The organism is Mycobacterium decipiens, assembly GCF_963853665.1.
Lineage (GTDB): Bacteria > Actinomycetota > Actinomycetes > Mycobacteriales > Mycobacteriaceae > Mycobacterium > Mycobacterium decipiens.
The window spans coordinates 4,448,935-4,468,041 of record NZ_OY970459.1 but is presented as its reverse complement, the minus strand read 5'-3'; the positions used below and the strand labels follow the sequence as shown (position 1 = coordinate 4,468,041).

Annotated in this window: 12 protein-coding genes and 1 pseudogene; 4 read left to right on the top strand and 9 right to left on the bottom strand. The window is 65.3% G+C overall.

The window, feature by feature from the left end:
- Positions 1-20 precede the first annotated feature (20 nt).
- Positions 21-6,379 (bottom strand): annotated as a pseudogene (pks2, locus tag AADZ55_RS19785) (sulfolipid-1 biosynthesis phthioceranic/hydroxyphthioceranic acid synthase).
- Positions 6,380-6,721: 342 nt separating this feature from the next.
- Between pks2 and AADZ55_RS19780 the strand changes: the two are divergent.
- From AADZ55_RS19780 to AADZ55_RS19770, 3 genes are all read left to right on the top strand, one after another.
- Positions 6,722-8,461 carry an AMP-binding protein gene (locus AADZ55_RS19780; protein WP_085325748.1) on the top strand — a complete coding sequence of 580 codons (1,740 nt, stop codon included), beginning with the start codon at positions 6,722-6,724 and terminating at the stop codon, positions 8,459-8,461.
- A 93-nt stretch (positions 8,462-8,554) separates the two neighbouring features.
- The gene (locus AADZ55_RS19775; RefSeq protein ID WP_207569110.1) at positions 8,555-9,559 is read left to right on the top strand and encodes a class I SAM-dependent methyltransferase; all 1,005 of its coding nucleotides are present in this window, start codon (positions 8,555-8,557) and stop codon (positions 9,557-9,559) included.
- Between the two features lie 206 nt (positions 9,560-9,765).
- The gene (locus AADZ55_RS19770; protein WP_085325750.1) at positions 9,766-10,602 is read left to right on the top strand and encodes an SDR family oxidoreductase; all 837 of its coding nucleotides are present in this window, start codon (positions 9,766-9,768) and stop codon (positions 10,600-10,602) included.
- Between the two features lie 37 nt (positions 10,603-10,639).
- Here the strand turns inward: AADZ55_RS19770 and AADZ55_RS19765 are convergent, their stop codons facing one another.
- The 4 genes from AADZ55_RS19765 to AADZ55_RS19750 form a co-directional block, all read right to left on the bottom strand.
- The gene (locus AADZ55_RS19765; protein ID WP_085325824.1) at positions 10,640-11,476 is read right to left on the bottom strand and encodes an SDR family NAD(P)-dependent oxidoreductase; all 837 of its coding nucleotides are present in this window, start codon (positions 11,474-11,476) and stop codon (positions 10,640-10,642) included.
- Between the two features lie 21 nt (positions 11,477-11,497).
- Positions 11,498-12,337, bottom strand: coding sequence for a mycofactocin-coupled SDR family oxidoreductase (locus tag AADZ55_RS19760; protein WP_085325751.1), 840 nt, complete (start codon positions 12,335-12,337; stop codon positions 11,498-11,500).
- A 22-nt stretch (positions 12,338-12,359) separates the two neighbouring features.
- Positions 12,360-13,559 carry a cytochrome P450 gene (locus AADZ55_RS19755; protein WP_085325752.1) on the bottom strand — a complete coding sequence of 400 codons (1,200 nt, stop codon included), beginning with the start codon at positions 13,557-13,559 and terminating at the stop codon, positions 12,360-12,362.
- 166 nt (positions 13,560-13,725) lie between these two features.
- Positions 13,726-14,385: a TetR/AcrR family transcriptional regulator gene (locus AADZ55_RS19750; RefSeq protein ID WP_085325753.1), complete on the bottom strand. Its 660-nt coding sequence runs from the start codon at positions 14,383-14,385 to the stop codon at positions 13,726-13,728.
- 189 nt (positions 14,386-14,574) lie between these two features.
- On the opposite strand from AADZ55_RS19750, the gene AADZ55_RS19745 reads away from it, so the two are divergent.
- A complete protein-coding gene (locus tag AADZ55_RS19745; RefSeq protein WP_085325754.1) occupies positions 14,575-15,474 on the top strand; it encodes an acyl-CoA dehydrogenase family protein in 900 nt (299 codons plus the stop codon).
- A gap of 23 nt (positions 15,475-15,497) precedes the next feature.
- Here the strand turns inward: AADZ55_RS19745 and AADZ55_RS19740 are convergent, their stop codons facing one another.
- From AADZ55_RS19740 to AADZ55_RS19725, 4 genes are all read right to left on the bottom strand, one after another.
- Complete coding sequence (locus AADZ55_RS19740; protein ID WP_085325825.1) at positions 15,498-16,250, bottom strand: acyl-CoA dehydrogenase family protein; 753 nt, start codon at positions 16,248-16,250, stop codon at positions 15,498-15,500.
- A 62-nt stretch (positions 16,251-16,312) separates the two neighbouring features.
- Positions 16,313-17,401: an acyl-CoA dehydrogenase family protein gene (locus tag AADZ55_RS19735; RefSeq protein WP_085325755.1), complete on the bottom strand. Its 1,089-nt coding sequence runs from the start codon at positions 17,399-17,401 to the stop codon at positions 16,313-16,315.
- A 14-nt stretch (positions 17,402-17,415) separates the two neighbouring features.
- Positions 17,416-17,907, bottom strand: coding sequence for a nuclear transport factor 2 family protein (locus AADZ55_RS19730; RefSeq protein WP_085325756.1), 492 nt, complete (start codon positions 17,905-17,907; stop codon positions 17,416-17,418).
- A complete protein-coding gene (locus AADZ55_RS19725) occupies positions 17,882-19,105 on the bottom strand; it encodes a metal-dependent hydrolase family protein (RefSeq protein ID WP_085325757.1) in 1,224 nt (407 codons plus the stop codon). The genes AADZ55_RS19730 and AADZ55_RS19725 overlap by 26 nt, the downstream gene beginning before the upstream one ends.
- Positions 19,106-19,107 lie beyond the last annotated feature (2 nt).

Below are 19,107 nucleotides of genomic sequence, written 5' to 3'. Positions count from 1 at the left end.
TCAGCGCTCGCTCAAGCGGTTTACGCTGGCGCCAGCCTTTCGCGCAGAAGTTCCGCCAAACCGCGAATGGTGGTGATGTTGGTAGCGGTAATGCGGATTCCGGTCTCCGCCTGGATGCGGGTAGATAGTTCGAGAGCGCCCAGCGAGTCAATGCCGCACTCGGTTAGCGGCCGGTCGGGATCGATGCTGCGCCGCACGATCAGGCTGACCTGGTCGGAGATCAGGCGCCGCAGCCGAAGCGGCCACTCGTCCACGGGTAGCTGGTTGAGCTCGGCGCGCAATTTGCCCGTGCCCATTGAGTTTTCTCCGACGGCGCGGAACTCCTCGGCGAAGGGGCTGCGTTGGGCGAAGGCCGTCATCCACGGTGCGCCCGTGATCGGGGCGTAGCCGGTGTAGGCGCGGTTGTGGCGCAGCAGGGCCTCGAACGCGTAGGCACCCTCGTCGGGAGAGATGGCAACGCCGGCACCGTCGGCCAGGCCGGTGGCGCGCCCGACGTGGGCCCAGGCGCCCCAGGCTATCGTGGTGGCCGGCAGGCCCTGGGCCCGGCGCCACATGGTGAACGCGTCCAGCCAACTGTTGGCCGCAGCATAGGCGCCTTGCCCGCGGGATCCAACTAGCGCGGCCGCCGAAGAGAACGAGCAGAACCAGTCCAACGGCTCGTCCGCAGTGGCTTCTTGGAGGGCCTGGTGCAGATTCCACACCCCGTGAACCTTTGCCGCCCAGCTGCGCTCGAAGAGCTGGTCGGTGATACTGGGCAGTGCGGCGTCCTCGATCACGGCCGCAGCATGCAGGACGCCACGTACCTGAAGCCCGGTGGCGGTCGCTGTGGCCACCAACCGCTGGGCAATGTCGCGTTCGGCGATGTCGCCGCATTCGACCGTGATATCGGCACCGGTCGCGCGGATGCACTCGATTTTCTCCACCGCTTTTAGAGTCGGCTGCGAGCGCGAGCACAACACGATACGGCCACAGCCGGCCGCCGCCATTTTCTCGGCGAAAAGCAGCCCAAGGGCCCCGAGCCCGCCGGTGATGATGTAGGCGCCATCGCGGCGAAAAACCCGTGCCTGTGCCGGCGGCACCACAACGCGGCTGTGGCCGGTGCGCGGGATACCGAGCACGAGCTTGCCGGTGTGCTGGGCGCCGCTCATCATCCGAATGGCGGTGGCGGCCTCGGCAAACGCGTAGTGCGTGCACTCGGGCGTCGGCAGCGAGCCATCCGAGGTGAGTTGGTACACGGTGTTCAGCAGGTCTTGGAACCGGTCCGGATCGCTGTATGCCAGCAGTCCCAGGTCGACGCCGTAGAACGCGAGGTTGCGCCGGAACGGGAGGAGCCCCAACCGGCTGTCGCCGTAGATGTCGCGCTTGCCGATCTCGACGAATCGCCCACCCACCGCCAGCAGTTCGAGGCCCGCGCGCTGGGCGGCGCCAGTGACCGAGTTGAGGACAATGTCGACGCCGTAGCCCTCGGTGTCGCGGCGTATCAGGTCGGCGAACTCCAGGCTCCGCGAGTCATATACGTGCTCAATGCCCATATCGCGCAACAATTGCCGCCGCTGTTCGCTGCCCGCAGTGGCGAAGATGTCGGCTCCAGCGGCGCGGGCGACGGCGATCGCCGCCTGTCCCACCCCACCGGTAGCGGAATGGATCAGTACCTTGTCGCGGCTCTTGATGTTGGCCAGTTCGTGCAGGCCGTAGTAGGCGGTGGCGTGCGCGGTCGTCACCGCCGCTGCGTGGTCGTCGCAAAGTCCGTCTGGCAGCGAGACGGCCAGGCGCGCATCGCAGGTGACGAAGGTGCCCCAGCAGCCGGCGGCGCACAGACCGCCGACACGATCCCCAACCTTGTGGTCGGTCACGTCTGGTCCGACCGCGGTCACCACGCCGGCGAAGTCGGTGCCGAGCTGTGGCAGCCGCCCCTCAAAGGCGGGGTAGCGGCCAAATGCGACCAGCACGTCGGCGAAGTTGATGCTGGACGCGCGGACTGCGACCTCGATCTGCCCCGGCCCCGGTGGAATCCGATCGCACGCAACCAGTTCCAGAGTTTCCAGATCGCCAGACGTCAGGATCTGCAGACGCATCCCGTCGTGCTCATGGTCAGCGACGGTGGTTTGTCGCTCCGTGGGGTGCAGCGGACTGGGATGCAACCGCGCGGTGTACCACTGGTCGTTTCGCCAGGCCGTCTCGTCCTCCTGCGACCCCCGAGCAATTGTCGTGCCAGCTGCCCGGGGTCTGTGCATTCGTCCACATCGATATGGGCGGCGCCCAGATGCGCATGTTCAGTGCCGATCACCCGGATCAGGCCCCGCAACCCAGCCTGCTCCAGATTGGGTCGCTCACCGGCCAGCACGGTCTGGGCGCTGCGGGTCACGACGTACAAGCGAGGCGGCTCGCCAGAAAGCTGTAGCAATTCGCGGGTGACACGCACCAGATGTTGCGCATTGTCCCGGCCCCGTACCGGGCACGGCTCGCCCGGGTCGTCGTTGCGTGGTCCCGCCAAGATCACCACACCGGTGAATTCGCGGGCGCGCAACTGGCTTCCAAGCCGTGCCGCCTCCGAAGCGTTCGATGTTTCGTCGGTTTGGCAAGACCAGCACATGGTGGTGGTGTGCGCGCCATGGTCTTGTAGAGCCTGGCCCAACTTGGTGGCTACCACATCCGGCACATCCGGCACGTCCGGACTGGTGGTGTTGATCAACAGCCACGCTCCGGCGTCGGCCTGGGGAAGTTCAGGCAACTGTCGCTGCTGCCATTCGATGGTCAGCAGCCGCTCGGCCAGCACCCGATCGTTGTGGCCGTTCTCGGATGCTCGGGTCGCAAACCTCAGCCCCTGCACGGCGAGCAGCACGGTGCCGTGCTCGTCGAGCACATCGATGTCGGTCTCGATGCCGGCGCAGTCGCTGCCGGTGACCCGCATGTAGCAGTAGCGAGCGTTGCGGGCCGCACCATGGGCGCGGAGTCGACGGACACCCACCGGCAACGCCAGCACGTCCCCGCCGATGGCCGCCACGTCCGGGTGGGCCGCGACCGACTGGAAACAGGCATCTAGCAGTGCTGGGTGCACGCCGTAGGCGGCCTGTTGCGAGCGGATCTGACCGTTCAGTGTGACCTCGGCCAGCACGGTGCCGGCGTCGCCGGTGCGCACCGCGACCAGACCGGTAAACGCCGGCCCGTAGTGAATACCGTGCCGATCCAGGCGCTTTCGCACCTCAGTGCCTTCCTCGCGGTTCGGGTGCGCAGCCAGCAGGGCGGGCATGTCCTGTGGGTGCGGCTGATTATCGTGCGCGGTATGCAGGGCGGCGACTGCATGTCGCACTTGCTGGCCGTGCCGATTGCTTTCCACCACGAAATCGACAGGCCCCGTTGTCGAGCCCGGCGATTGCACCGACGCGACAGCACAGACCGTGGTTTGCTCTTCAAGCAGTAGGGCCTGAACGAAACGGACGTCACGGGCTTCGGCCGTTTCGCCAAGGACCGTCCGAGCCGCCGCCAGTGCCATCTCGCAGTAGGCCGCCCCCGGAAGCACGGGTACATCGTGGATCTGGTGATCAGCCAGCCAGGGTTGAGTGCCAGTGCCGATCTCGGCCTGCCACACATGGCGCTCGGGTTCCTCCGGCAAGCGGATATGCGGCCCCAGTAGTGGATGTACGAAAACGGTGCAACCACCACGTGTTTGGCCTTCTTGACTGCCTCTACTACCCTCGCCAAGCCACAGCCGCCGGTGAGTCCAGGTCGGCAGCGGCGCGTCTACCAGCCGCCCATTCGGGTAAAGCACCGAGAACTCGACCGCGGCGCCCGCGCTGTACAGATCCGCTAGCAAGCCCAGTAGTCCGTGCGGTAGTTCCTGTTCGCGGCGCATACTAGCCACCGTGGCCAGCGGTGTGTCGAGACTTCGGGCAGTCGCCGCGACGGCGTGGGTGAGCAGAGGATGCGGCGCGAGCTCCGCGAAGACCCGGTGGCCGTCCTCCAAGGCGGCCCGCACCGCTGCGGCGAACCGCACCATGCGGCGCATGTTGTCGGCCCAATAGCGGGCGTCGAACACCGGGCGTTCATGCGGGTCATAAAGGGTTGCCGAGTAGAAAGGAACTTCCGGTGTCATCGGATTGAGCTCCGCGAGCACGTCGACTAGCTCGTCGACGACCGGGTCAACTTGAGGCGAATGGAAGGCGACATCGGTGGGGATCTCGCGGGCCATCACATCACGCTGCTCCCAGGCCGTGACCAGCTCGCGAACGGTTGGCGCGGCACCGGCAATCACCGTGGCGTCCGGGGAAGCCACCACCGCCACCACGACGTCCTTGATGCCGCGGACCGTCAGCTCCGAAAGCACTTGTTGGGCAGGAAGTTGCACCAGTGCCGTCGCACCGGAACCGGCGACTCGGGACATCAGTTGCGAGCGGCGACAGACAACGCGCAGCCCGTCTTCCAGGGACAGGGCTCCCGCGACGACGGCCGCCGCGGCCTCGCCGACGGAGTGCCCGATGACCGCTCCCGGGCGCAACCCGTATGCCTTCATGGTGGCGGCCAGGGCGACCTGCATGGTGAACAGCGTCGGCTGGACCCGGTCTTGACCGGTCACAGTTTGCGGCGCCGACATGGCGTCGGTCACTGAGAACCCGCACTCGCGGAAAATCACCGGTTCGGCTTGCGCGACGGTGGCGGCGAATACGGGTTCGGTCGATAGCAGCTCAGCGCCCATCCGGGCCCACTGCGAACCCTGACCGGAGAACACCCACACCGGACCCCGATCATCGGACCCGACCGCGGCTTGATACGGGGTCTCGCCCTCGGCGACCCCGCGCAACGCCTCGGTGAGCTCCGACCTGTTGCTCGCGATGACGGCGGTGCGTACTGGGCGGTGCGCACGCCGACGCGCCAGGGTGTAGGCCAGATCAGGCAACGCAACGTCGTCGTGTGCATGCACCCAGTCGGCCAGCCGGCCGGCGGTGCGACGCAGTTCGTCGGCCGAGGTGGAGGACAGCGGGAACAGCAGTGGCGATCGCGAGCGCGGCGGAGCCGGGTGCTGGGGGTACCTCCCGCTTGCTGGGGACGGGTCGGCGCCAAATTGCGGTGCTGCCCCCGGTGCTGCCATAGTCGTCGATTCAGCTGAGATATCGGTGGGCGCAAGGACTTCGGGGGCTTGTTCCAGGACGGCGTGAACGTTGGTTCCGGAGAGCCCGTACGACGACACCGCCGCCCGTCGGGGGTGGCGCCCGTTGGTGACCCATGGCGTAGCCTCTTGCGGCACAAATAGTTTCGTATCAATGCGAGCAAGATCGTCGGGAAGCCGGGTGAAATGCAGATTCCGCGGAACCACACCGTGCCGCAACGCGAGGGCCGCCTTAATCACCCCGAGTGCTCCGGCGGCCGACTGGGTATGGCCGAAGTTGGTCTTCACCGACGCCAGCGCGCAGGGGCCTTCGATGCCGTAGACCCTGGCTAGGCTTGCGTATTCGATGGGATCGCCCACCGGGGTGCCGGTGCCGTGTGCCTCGACCATGCCGACCGTGCCGGGATCAACACCGGCCGCGGCCAACGCCGTCCGGTACACCGCGGTCTGCGCGCTCGCCGACGGTGTCGCGATGTTCACGGTATGGCCGTCCTGATTCGCGGCGGTGCCACGTATTACCGCCAGGATCCGGTCGCCGTCGCTTAGCGCCTCGGGCAACCGCTTGAGCAGCACCATTGCGCAAGCCTCGCCAGACACGAATCCGTCCGCCGCCACGTCGAACGCATGACAGCGTCCCGTGGCAGAGAGCATGCCCTGCGCCGACGCCGCCGCGAACTTCCGCGGCTCCAGCATGACGAACGCGCCGCCCGCTAGCGCAAGGTCGCTTTCGCCGTCGTTGAGGCTGCGGCACGCCAGGTGTACAGCGAGCAGGCCAGAAGAACACGCGGTATCCACGGTGATAGCGGGACCGTGGGTCCGCAGGGCGTAAGCGATCCGCCCGGACGCCATGCTGAACGTGTTGCCCTGGAAGCCGTACGGCCCCTCCATGGCTTCGGAATCAGCGGTCAGCAATTGGTAGTCGGCATGAGTTAGTCCCACAAAAACACCGGTCAACAAGTCGCTCACCGCCTTCGGGGTGAGACCCGCGTGCTCCACGGCTTCCCAAGAGGTCTCCAGCAACAACCGGTGCTGTGGATCTAGCGCGGCCGCCTCGCGCTCGTTGATCCCAAAGAACTCGGAATCGAAGCCGGCAACGTCATCGAGGAACGCGCCCCACTTGCATACCGACCGACCTTTCGCGCCGGGCTCGGGATCGTAGTAGTCGTCGACTTCCCAGCGGTCGGGTGGAATTTCGGTGACCAGGTCGTCGCCGGCCAGCAACGCGTCCCACAATCGTTCCGGCGAGTCAATACCCCCGGGAAGTCGGCACGCCATGCCGATAACGGCAACCGGGGTTACAGGTGTGGTGTTCGTCGCAGGCAAACGAGGACGATTGGCACTTTCGTCGATCGCCCCGAGCGAGACCACTCCGCATCCTCCAGCAGCTACCAAGTTGCCCAATCGGCTGCACTGCTGAAGGCCTGGCAACCCAGCCTACATGAAGCTTTGCCGAGCAGCGTGGCGTACCGGTGGTGCCGATGGACCGGGAGCGCTAAATTCGATCTCGCTAGCGTGGGCCTACCTTCTTGTCTGGACGGTTGGCGGACGCGCAGCTGCATACTGAAACTTTGGCGTCCTTAGGCATTAGCCGCGATCACCGAGGGGAATCTGACGAAAGTGATTGAGCAGTCGATTCCGGCCGTGCTGCGCGAGCGCGCGAGTCTGCAGCCCGATGACGTGGCGGTCACGTTCATCGATTATGAACAGGACTGGGACGGCGTTGCCGAGTGCCTGACGTGGTCGCAGCTGTACCGGCGGACGCTAAGCGTCGCACGGGAGCTCAACCATTGTGGGTCGACGGGTGACCGCGTTGTCATTCTGGCGCCCCAGGGGCTCGATTACGTCGTTGCGTTCCTCGGCGCAATGCAGGCGGGACAGATTGCAGTTCCGCTTTCGGTTCCGCTGGGTGGCGCCATCGATGATCGTGTCGGTTGGGTGCTGGGTGACACCACGCCCGCTGTCATTCTCACCACGTCTTCTGCCGCGAGCACTGTCGCCGAGCATGTTGGGCGGCAGCCCGGTACTCGGGGCCCATCGGTCGTCGAGGTTGACCTGCTGGACCCGAACCCTCGGCACGGATCCAATCCTGTGGCGACGGATAGTCCGAGTACGGCGTATTTGCAATACACGTCCGGATCGACCCGTCAGCCGGCGGGAGTCATGATGTCGCACAATAACATTCGGGCCAATTTTGAGCAGCTGATGTCCGGCTACTTTGCGGATTACGGAAACGTTCCCCCGCCAGGAACCACCATTTTGTCATGGCTGCCGTTCCATCACGACATGGGTTTGCTGCTGGGCATTTGTGCGCCGGTTATTTTGGGGCTTCCCACCGTGCTCACGAGCCCGGCGGCTTTTCTGCAACGGCCCGCCCGTTGGATGCAGTTGATGGCAAGCAATAGGCGGACGTATACGGCAGCGCCGAACTTCGCGTTCGAATTGGCGGCACGAAAAACATCGGACGATGATATGGCCGGGCTTGATCTGTCGGATGTGCTCATCATCGTCACGGGTAGTGAACGGGTGCACCCGGCGACGCTGCGGCGCTTCAGCCAGCGGTTTGCCCGCTTCGGGCTGCGCGAGGCGGTGATACGACCGTCATACGGACTGGCGGAAGCGACGGTGTATGTGTCAACGCGCGCGCCGGGGGAACCACCGAAAGTCGTCCACTTCGACCCCGAAGAACTGTCCGACGGACATGCCAAGCCGCTTGCGGGTGGCGGCGGTGCACCGCTAGTCAGCTACGGCGTGCCGCAAGCGCCGATGGTCCGGATCGTTGATCCCGACACCGGCGCCGAGTGCCCGGCGGGAACGACGGGCGAGATCTGGGTGTACGGCGGCAACGTCGCTATGGGCTATTGGCAAAAACCCGAAGAGACTAGACGCACTTTCCAAGGCATGCTGGCCGCGCCGTCGGCCGGCACACCTGAAGGGCCTTGGTTGCGGACCGGGGATCTGGGCTTCATCGCCGATGGCGAGCTGTTCATCGTCGGACGCATCAAGGACCTTTTGATCGTCCATGGGCGCAATCACTCTCCCGACGACATAGAGGCGACGATCCAGGAGATAACCGGAGGCCGGGTCGCGGCAATATCCGTCCCGGACGGTCACACGGAAAAGCTCGTCACCGTCATCGAACTAAAGAAGCGGGGCGAGTCTCAGCAAGAAGCAATGGACAAGCTCGTCACCGTTAGGCGTGAGGTCACCTCCGCGATATTCATCTCGCACGGTCTTAGCGTCGCGGATCTTGTTCTGGTGCCGCCAGGTTCGATACCGATCACCACAAGCGGCAAGGTCAGGCGGGCGGCCTGTGTCGAGCAGTACCGGCATGGTCAATTCGGCCGCTTGGATTCTTGACCGGGCGCGGCGCGCCGCCCGACACCACCACCGCCGCGACCGGACACACTACGCCGCCGAGATCGCCCGAGGCCGCCAGATGGAGGTATGCCAATGAAGCTCGTCGCAACAATCACGGACCGGCCCGTCTCAGGTGTCGCCTACTACCTTCTCTGCACCCTGATGTCTCCGCTGATCCTGATCGGCTACATCGTGTTCGTGGGCAAGGCCATCGCCACGGGCCGCTCCGGTGTGTCCAGGACGGCACAGGGCCCGCTGACCACCCGGTTCTCCGCGCACAACTTCGGGACAAGGCAGGACTGGGCGGCGGACCGGCTGGTATGGGCACTGCCCGGCGTCCCGCGCCGGGGACTGCGCCTGGCGGCCGGTCCGATGCTGCTTGCGCACCGGCTGACCGGTTACGTGCCGCGGGCGTTCAGATACCCCTTCGAGGGCGACATTTCCCCGCAGTACGAGGTTTCGGCACGCATCTGGTTCTTCGACGCGGCCGTCGACCGATACCTGCCCCACGTCGCGCAGTTTGTCATCCTCGGTGCGGGCTTCGACACGCGCGCCTATCGACTTCCCAGCGGTACGCCGGTGCGTGTGTTCGAGGTCGATTCATTACAAACGCAGATCGTCAAGCGCGAGATGCTCAAGAATGCCGGCATAGATTCCAGCGAGGTGACGTTCGTGCCAGCGGACTTCGAGAAGGACGACTGGCTCAGCTGCCTTACCGCGGCGGGATTCGACCCCGCTAAGCGAACGCTATTCCTGTGGGAGGGCGTGACCATGTACCTCGACCGGGAGGCCATCGAGGACACCTTGCGAAAGATCGCTTCGACGGCGCACGGAAGCGTTGTTGTTTTTGACTACTTCACCACCGAACCCCTTGAGTCGCGTGCGCTGTATTGGCGTTGCGGCAGGGCCTCGACAAAGGCCGCGGGCGAGCCGCTGAAGTTCGGCATCGACAGCACTCCGCCTTCCCGTGAACGGTTGGCCGAGCTGCTCCGATCATGTGGGCTTTCGCTTTCCGATCAGCGCACCCTCGGTCAAGACACGCGGACTCGGCGTGCCTGGGGTGGATTCGCGACCGCGACGGCGCAGAAGTCGTCCTGATTCAGCAGCCGTGTACCCCGGTCAGATCCACACGTTCGGATCATTGCTCTGCCGGCGTCCACCAAGGACGCATGCTTGTAGCGATGGGCGGCGGGTGGCGCCGCCCGCAACGGTGCTCCGCGTCGTGCACCGTTGCTCGGTATGGTCTGCGGGCAGGAGGACATGCTCGTGAACATTGCGTACGTCACCGGCGCTGAGGCGGTGAGGTGACCCACCCAAAACGTATCCTCATTACCGGAGCAACCGCCGGTATCGGCCTGCAATGCGCCATACAGCTGGCTCCGGGCAGCGATCTAGTGCTGGTCGGACGCAACCGAAGCAAACTCGAAGCCGCCAGAATCCGAGTGACCGCTGCCGGGGCGTCCAGCGTCGGGACTGAGGTCTGCGACTTCGCTTCACTGAATTCTGTTCGCGCACTAGCTTCCACGGTGCTGCATAGCTATGACCGCATCGACGTTCTGATCAACAACGTCGGCACCGTCTATGCCAAGCGCACCACGACCGAGGACGGATATGAAGCTACCTTTGCGGTTAACCATCTAGCGCCCTATCTCCTCACCGAACTGCTTAAGCCGCTGATGATCGCCAGCGCACCGGCGCGAATCATCTTCAACGCGTCGATTGGCCACTATCGAGGCACCTTGGACTTCAACGATCTGGGCTATCGCAAGGGGTACTTCGTGACGAAGGCGTACGCGCGATCCAAACTCGCCAACGTGCTCTACACCCGAGACCTGGCCCGGGAGCTGGCTGACGCTGAAGTCACCGTCAACGCGCTACACCCGGGGATGGTGGCCACCGATATCTGGGACAGAGGACCGTGGTACGCAAGACCGCTACTCGCGCTGCACAAGCGATTCACCATGATCACGCCGGAGGAAGGCGGCCGCCGTCTCACGTACTTGGCGACCTGCCCTGCCCTGGCAACCACCACTGGGCAGTACTTCGAGGACAACACGATTCGGCAGCCGTCGGCGCTGGCCTGCGACGACGCCCTGGGACAACGGTTGCGAATGGAATGTGACCGCCTCCTGGCACGTTGACGCCGATCGGGTCGTAGTCAGCCCGGCCGTTTGCCCGCTAGTGCCGCCAGCCCTCGGCGGCTTGGTCGTCGAAGGTGCGGTCGATGCGCTCGAACCTGCGCCGGATCGAGGCGCGGGAAGCCTCGTGCGGAAGGATGTACAGGCGGTTGGCCAGAATCGCATCGGCCGTCAGCCGGGCGACGTCGTCGACGCCCAGGGTGTCGTCCTGTGCCGGCAGCGGCCCGAGCGCTTCCGTCGCGTCGGGCGTGGCCGATAGACCGTAGTCCGCGCCGCGGATTCGTTCAGAGTTGGCGACCAGCTTGGTTTCGACGACCATCGGGCACAGCACCGACACCCCGATGCCGTCGGCCTTGATTTCGCGGGCCAGCGTCTCCGCCAGGCCGACAACGCCATATTTGGCAACACCGTACGACCCGAGTCCGGCATTGGGTACCAGCCCGGCGAAGGATGCGGTGAAGGTGATGTGGCCGCCCGTGCCCTGCTTGAGCAACCTCGGCAAGAACGCTTCGACGGCATGGATCGAGCCCCACAGGTCGATGTCGATCACCCAGCGCCAGTCGTCGTGCGTCATCTCCGCGATCGGACCGGCGATGACAATGCCGGCATTGCTGAATACGACATCGACGTGGCCGAGCAGGCGGAAAGCCTCATCCGCGAGCCGGATGACCTCTGCTCGATGTCGGACGTCGCACAACAGGCCGTGCGCGTCGAACCCCTCGGCACGCAAGTGGTCCACCGCCTGCTCGAGGCCCGGCTTGTCGACGTCCCCCAGCACGACGCTCGCGCCGCGGCGGGCAAACTCTGTGGCGGTGGCCAACCCGATGCCACTCGCACCGCCGGTGATGACCGCCCCGCGCCCGTCAAATCCGTCCATCAGCGCCTCCCCCACGCAACCCTATTTCAGGCAGCCACCCGCGTCGACGGGCAGGGTGACACCGGTGATGTACCGGGATTCGTCGGAAGCCAAGAACAACACCGCGTTGCTGATGTCCTCGGGCTCAACCCACGGAATCGGCAGGGTATGGAACAGCTGGCAGATCGGGGCCATGTCGTCGGGACCCGGATTGTCCAGATCCGGGCGGAACAACCTCCAGGTCCCCTCGTTCATGATGATCGGGGTGTTGACGTGTGTGGGATGCACGGAGTTCACGCGAATCATGTGCTGCCCCAACTCGACCGCGAAGGACCGCATGATGCCCACCACGCCGTGTTTCGCCGCGACATAACTGCCGCAGTGGGGGTAGGCCTTGAACCCGCCGACGGAGCTGGTCAGTATGATCGAACCGCCGGTTCCACCCGAGATCAAATGTGGCACACCGGCTTTCACTGACTTCCAGACGCCGGTCAGATTCACGTCGATCATTTCCTGCCAGTCGTATTCGCTGGTCTTGTCCAGCGTGTCGCCGCCGTTGCCGATGCCGGCGTTGGCCACGATGATGTCCAGCCGGCCCAACTGCTCCACGCCGGCATCCACCGCGCCTTTGAGTGCGTCGTAATCGCGCACATCGACTTCGGCTGTGAAGATTCTGCGGGCCTGGCCCTTGACCAGGTCGGCGGTCTCGGCCAGATCCTCGGGCGTCGACGCCGGGATGGTGGTGTTGGCCGCGATCGGCTTACAGACGTCGACGGCGATGATGTCGGCACCCTCCTGCGCCAATCGCACGGCGTGGCTGCGGCCCTGACCGCGCGCCGCCCCGGTGATGAATGCGACCTTGCCTTCAACGCGTCCAGTCATCAGTACCTCATCCCCAATCCGCTTAGCCGAGAACGGCCGGCATTGTGTCCCAGCCCCGCACCGTGGAGGTCGGGGACAGCTTGGCCTCGGTAAGGTCGACGTCCCACTCGGGGAAGCGCCGCAGAATCTCTTCGAGCGCGATCCGGCCCTCCAGGCGGGCCAGCGCCGAGCCGAGGCAGTAGTGGGTGCCGACACTGAATGTCAGATGCTGGTGTACCGCCCGCCGGATATCGAAAACGTCTCCATCCGGCGGAAATTGGCGATGGTCACGGTTGGCCGCTCCAATGAGCATCATCATGATGCTGCCCACCGGCACTGGCTGGCCGTAGTATGCAACGTCACGGGTGACGTAGCGGGCCACGTGCGGGGCCGGTGCCTCGTAGCGCAGCAGCTCCTCGATGGCCTGCGGAATCAACGACCGGTCTTCGACCAGTGCACGCCGCTGATCCGGGTGCTCGGCTAGCACTTTGCCGGCCCATCCGATCAACCGGGTGGTGGTCTCGTTGCCCGCCCCGGACACCACGCTGACGTAGGTGAGTAGTTCGTCGCGGGTCAGCCGGCGAACGGTGCCGGTCTCATCCTCGAACTCGGCGTTGAGCAGTTCGGTCATGATGTCGTTGGAGGGATGTGCGGCGCGCCAGTCGATGTACTGGCCGAAGAAGTCGGCGCTTGCCATGCCTTCCGCGATATTCATCGGCTTGCCCGCCTCGGTGCGCATCTGGGCGTTGGCGAAATCGCGTGCGGCCTCTTGGTCTGCCTCGGGGACTCCCAGCAGCATGCCGATCACCCGCATCGGCATCTGCGCGCCAAGGTCGGCGACGAAGTCGAACCGGTCGCTGCCGACCAGTGGATCCAAACTGCGCGCGCAGAATTCGCGGATCTTGGGCTCCAGGTCGTTGATCTTGCGCGGCGTGAACATCCGGGATAGCAGCTTGCGGTGGACGTCATGGATCGGCGGATCCTCGAAGATGAGCACGCCGGGCGGCATCTCGATATTCGCCTTGATTAATTCCAGGATCGCCCCCCGCGCCGAGCTGAAGGTCTGATAGTCGACGATCGCGCGGTCGACGTCGGCGAACCGGCTCAGCGCGTAAAAGTCGTGCTGCTCGTTGTAGTACAGCGGTGCCTCCTCGCGCAGCCGCCGAAACATCGGATAGGGGTCGGCGTTGAGCTCGGCGTCATACGGGTCGAAGTAGACGTCGCTGGCCGCGCTGATTGTCACGGATACTCGCCTCTCGCCGGAACCGCTGCCGCATCCGAACCCTGTCATCACCCACCCAGGGCGTCAACGAGGAATCCGTTTCAGCTATTTGGCGTTCTTGGTGATGAAGAATAGCATTCTCATACCAATCGAGGGGGGGTCCGTCGAACGGCTGCCGGGGTCGCGATCAAGCCTTGGTGCTGGCGAATCCGCGCGAACAGAAGTCCCACACCTCGTCGGCGGTGATGGGGTGGGCCGTCCCGTCGTCGGAGCTGCCGCTGGACTGTGCGATGAACATGACCGTCTGCATCGTCATCGCCGCGATCCGCTTGGGGTTGATTTCGGCGCGCAACTCGCCGGCGTCGCGGGCGGCTTCCATCAGCTCGGTCAGCAACGCAACCAGCGGCGCGTGGGCGATCTTGACCTCCGCCGGATGGGTAACCAGCAACCGCGGCGCAAAGTCGGTGAACAGCGGCCGTTTTGCCGTCGGGTCGGGACGTGAAGCCTCGTACAACAGCTCGATGGCGACCTTGAGCCGCGCCAGGGGATCGGTGTGGCTTTCCGTCGCGGCGCGAATCTGGTCGGCCGATCGACTCAGGGCATCTTCGAACAGCGCGAGCAAGAGCTCATGCTTGCCGTCGAACTGCAGATAGAAACTCCGCAGCGACTGACGGGAGCGGTCCACCACCTCCTGGACGGTAAAGTCCGTGCTGCCTTTCTCGATAATGATGGCCTGTGCTGCGTCCAGGAAGCGCTGAACGCGCTGCGCCGCCCGCAGTTTCGCGGTCTTGATGGATCGCTCGACCGCGCGCTGCTTCCAGGCCGGCTCTTCACTGGGGCTACTCACGGGCGGCTCGGACAGTTGCCGCGAGGAAAGAACATGGTTGGACTTTACCGGAGAACGTCGCGCCATCGGTGTGCTCGACCCCCTCATGGACGCTGGTTTGGAGATTGTAACTTGCTAATGGAGAGAATACTATTCTCTTGCACGTGTGTTTGGGAAGCGTAATCGAAACAGCAAGTACCGAGGAGTGCCGTGCAGCTGAGGTTTGACGCCGACGTCGAGGCGTTCCGCGCCGAGTTCGCAGCCTTCCTTGATCGGCATCTGCCCGCGCTACTCGGTCCAGCCGAAGGGTTCGAGCGGCCGCGGTCGTGTTCACACATCCCGCAGTGGGCGCGCCGGTGGCAGCGGCTGCTGTTCGACAATGGGTGGCTGCTGCCGGGCAACACCGAGGAGTTCGGCGGGCGCGATGTGCTGTTGGCGTTCGTGCGCACCGACGCGAAGCTGCCGAAGCACCGCGGCATCAGTGTGCTGTTGATCCCGACCGATACGCCCGGTGTGGTGCGCCGTCCGTTCGCATCGGTGTGCGACATCAACGATGTCGACTTCAACGAGGTGTTTTTCACCGACGTGCGGGTACCGGTCCAGAACTTGGTGGGTCCGCTCAACGGGGGTTGGCGAGTGGCAACCGGTTCCCTGGGTCACGAACGCGTCATGTTGTGGATGGGGTATGCCGACCTATTGCACCAGCTGACAGTCGATTTCAGTCCGTCGGGCGTGCTGGAACGGGATCGCTACGCCACGTTGGTGATGGATTCGCAAGCGCTGCGGCTGCTGGGGTCCGCGACTCTGGCGCGGGCAGCTCGCGGGGAAGAGGATGTGCCCGCCCAGTCGGTGCTCAAGCTCCTCGGATCGGAGGCCTTGCAGCGCGCCTGCGCGGATGCGCTGAACGCCGCGGGCCTCGACGGGCTAGTGCACCCCGCGGTCACCGCCCCTTTCGCTGCGCTCAACCTGGACAGCCACTACGGCAGCTGGTTCGACCGTTACGCGCGCACCTTCGCCGCGACCATCGCCGGCGGCACTTCGGAGATCCAGCGGAACATTATCGCCGAGCGAATATTGGACTTGCCGCGCAACCAGCCTGCGCGAAACTGAATCCGCGACGGTGGCGCGGTGTGTTAGAGATGTGCCAACCTGGGTGCAGATCCCTTGACGCGCAGGATGTCTCCGGCCTCGCGGGTCAGCTCTCGCGAACTGCCGAGCAGTCCGTCCAAGGTCAGCGCCCGCTTCACGTGGCGGTGCAGCCGGTGCTCGGCGGTGAAGCCGAGGCCGCCGAGCACCTGCTGGCAGTGGCGTGCGGCGGTCAGCGCCGCCTGGCCCGCCGCGGCCTTGGCCAGCAGGCACGCGAACTCATCGGATACATCGCCGGCAACCTCCAGTGTCGCCTCGGCGCCTTCGATCGCAACGAGTGTCTCGGCCAGCCGATGCCGGATCGCCTGGAAAGACGCGATGGGCCTGCCGAATTGAATGCGGTCGACGGCGTGCTGACGCGCCAGTGACAGCATCGCGCGGCTGGTGCCGACCAACCACCAGCCCGCGGCCAGCCGCCCCGCGGCCAGTGGTGCCGGGTTGCCTGCTGGCACACGGTGTATCGGAAGGTCACTGTCCAGCGCGCAACTGGCCTGGTCGGTACGCTCCCAGACCACCCAGGAGCCGCCGGCAAACGGAAGTGGCATGGTGCCCCCGCCCGGGTATCCGGCGGCCCGCAGCACGACGTCGTTGAGAACGGGTGCGTGCGCACCGGTCTCACCAAGCAGTCGGAACACCAACGGAATTGCGATGTCCGGCACTTCATCGAGCATGTCCAACCAGCCGAGGTCGGCCATGGCCGCGTCGAGCATGCTGCCTGACGTCAGCGAAGATCCGGTCATGGTGGTTCGCACCGATTCGGCCAGCAGGCGCAGCGACTCGGGGTCGGTGGTGACGTCCACGATCACTCCCGCGGAAGGTGAAGCAGCCGGCGGGCGATGATATTGCGCTGAATCTCGGCGGTACCGCCGTAGATGGTCGCCGCGCGCGAGTACAGGTATTCCGACCGCCACGGTGTGTCGTCGAGCTCGATGGCTCCGGGCAGCTGCTCACGAACGGTGTCGTAGAGCCGTTGCTCGGCAGTGGCCAGCAGCACCTTGTCAACAGAGGTCTCCGGCCCGAGCCGCGCTGTATTGCCCAACCGGCGCTGGGTGGCGCGCGACCGGCAGCGCAACGTGTGTAGCGCCAGATACGCTGCGCCAAGCCCGGACTCGTCGGGATCTGAGGCTTCGGCAATGAGCTCATCGAATCGCGCGTAGAGGTAGGCGATCCGTTGCCAAAAGCACGTTGAGCGCTCATGGGGCAGCAGATCCATCGCGAGCCGCCAGCCATCGCCAGGCCGGCCGAGCATCCGGCTCGCCGGGATCACCACATCGTCGAAGTACACCTCGCAAAACTCATCGACCCCATGCATGGTGCGCAGTGGCCGAACCGTGATTCCTGGGCTGTCCATGTCGACGAAAAAGGCGGTGATCCCGGCATGGCCGGCCGCGGTGCGGGTGAGCAGGACGCATCGGGTGGCGAACTGCGCGAAACTGGTCCAGACTTTCTGCCCGTTGACAATCCAGTCCTCGCCAGCGGCGGTGGCGCGGGTAGACAGCGATGCCAAATCACTGCCGGATTCCGGTTCGGAAAAGCCCTGACACCAGTGTTCACTCCCGCTGAGTAGCCGCGGCACCATGTCCGCTGCGAGTTGTCTAGGCGCGTAGTCGATTATGGTGGGCACGAGCACCTCGGCCATCGAGTAGGGCCCCGGTTCGGCGAGACGACGGCCGACGACCTCCTCACCGAGGATCGCGCGCAGCACCGCGGGGCCGCCCAAGCCGCCGACCTCAGCGGGCCACCCGTAGCGCATCCAGCCCGCGTCATAGAGCGCCCGGTGGACTCGGGCGAGTTGGGCCATCTGGCCCCGCAGCGAGTGGTCGGATCCAGGGGTCAGATCGTTGTCGGCGAGCCATGCGCGCACGCCAGCACGGAACTGGTCGACCTTCATGGTTGCGGGTGGTCTCAATTTCCCGGCTCTCCTCCGCAAGCGGGTGGTACCCCCACCTCGGGCCGTTGCACGGCCCGCCTTGTCGTCGGGCGGTCGACGGCGTGCGGACGCCCGGAGTCGTGCATGCCGCTGCGGCGAATGAACGTCATGGCACGGGTTTTTAGTCGCCAGCCGTCGCCGGTGCGGGAGTAGGTGTCGCGGTAGTAGCCGATCCGCATGTCGTGAGTTGCGTGTTCGATGAAGCACAGGGGTTGGGTGCCGCTCGCCGTATCGCCGTCCAACTCCACCGCCGCGGTCCCGGTGAGAAACAAGCCCTTCGGGGCGGCGGCCACCAGTTCGGGGAATCGGTCCAGTGCGTACGTGTCACCGAACGCGCTGTAGGTTCCGTCGGGGGTGAAGACGCCGAGCAGCCCGTCGATGTCTTCCCGGGTGATAAAGACCGCGTAACGGGCGAGAACCTGCTGGATCTCGACGAGGTCGTCAGTTCTTGACCGAGGTGTTGACAACGACCTGACCCCCTTTCATCACGAAGCCCACCTTCTGGGTAACGCCGATGTCAGACAACGGATCGCCGGGTACCGCGATGACGTCGGCGAGTAGCCCTTCGGCCAGCCGTCCCCGGTCGGTGGCGTTGATGAGCTCGGCGGCGGTCAGGGTAGCCGCCCGCAGCACCGCCAACGGCGGCAGTCCCCAGTCGGCAAGGGTGACCAGCTCGTCGGCGTTGCGGCCGTGCGGAATCGCGGGGGCATCGGTGCCGACCGCAATTTTCACGCCGGCTTCGTAGGCGGCCAGCAACGATCCGCGCGCCTTCGGAAACATCTCGGCGGCCTTGGCCTGTAACGGCGGCGGAGCATGGGAGACGTCCATTCCTTCGGCCAGGCGCCGGGTGGTCACCAGGAAGGTGCCGTGCTCGACCATCATCGCGATCGCTTCGTCGTCGATCAGAAAGCCGTGCTCGATGCAGTCGATCCCGGCCTCGACCGCATGTTTGACGGCCTCGGCGCCGTGTGCGTGCGCGGCGACTCGCAGGCCACGCCGGTGTGCCTCGTCGACGATGGTGCGCAGCTCCTCGTCCGAATAATGCTGCGCGCCAGGCGGGCCCGTCAGGGACATCACCCCGCCCGAGCAACAGACCTTGATTAGTGCGGCGCCGTGTTTGATCTGATAGCGGACCGCGCGCCGGATCTCATCGACTCCGTTGGCGATGCCCTCCTGAACGGTCAGCTCCAGCACATGCGGTGCAAACGCGGCGAACATTGTCGGATCCAGATGGCCGCCGGTGGGGGTAATGGCATGTCCGGCCGGCACGATCCGGGGACCGTCGATCCAGCCCGCGTCAATTGCCTTGCCCAGCGCGACATCGAGCAGGTACCCGCCGGTCTTGACGAACAGCCCGAGGTTGCGGACCGTGGTGAACCCGGCGCGCAGCGTGCGCCGGGCGTTGCCTATCGCGCGCAACACCCGCGTCGGCGGGTCGTCGGTGACCTGAGACAGCCCGGGTTTCTCACCGCGCCCGCCCATCAGCAGGTTGACCTCCATGTCCATCAACCCGGGCAGCAGGATCTGGTCTCCTAGATCAATCAGCTCGCCCTCGGCGGCGCCGCCGACTCCTGCGATTTGGCCGCCGTCGACATGCAGGACGCCGGGCCGGATTATCTCCCCGGCGTCGACGTCGAGTAGCCCGGCCGCCTTGAGCGTCAGCACCG

Coding starts and splice junctions, on each gene's coding strand:
- AADZ55_RS19765 (WP_085325824.1), bottom strand. CDS start 11,476: ATGGACGGATTTGACGGGCGCGGGGCGGTCATCACCGGCGGTGCGAGT.
- AADZ55_RS19760 (WP_085325751.1), bottom strand. CDS start 12,337: ATGACTGGACGCGTTGAAGGCAAGGTCGCATTCATCACCGGGGCGGCG.
- AADZ55_RS19775 (WP_207569110.1), top strand. CDS start 8,555: ATGAAGCTCGTCGCAACAATCACGGACCGGCCCGTCTCAGGTGTCGCC.
- AADZ55_RS19740 (WP_085325825.1), bottom strand. CDS start 16,250: ATGACCGGATCTTCGCTGACGTCAGGCAGCATGCTCGACGCGGCCATG.
- AADZ55_RS19735 (WP_085325755.1), bottom strand. CDS start 17,401: ATGAAGGTCGACCAGTTCCGTGCTGGCGTGCGCGCATGGCTCGCCGAC.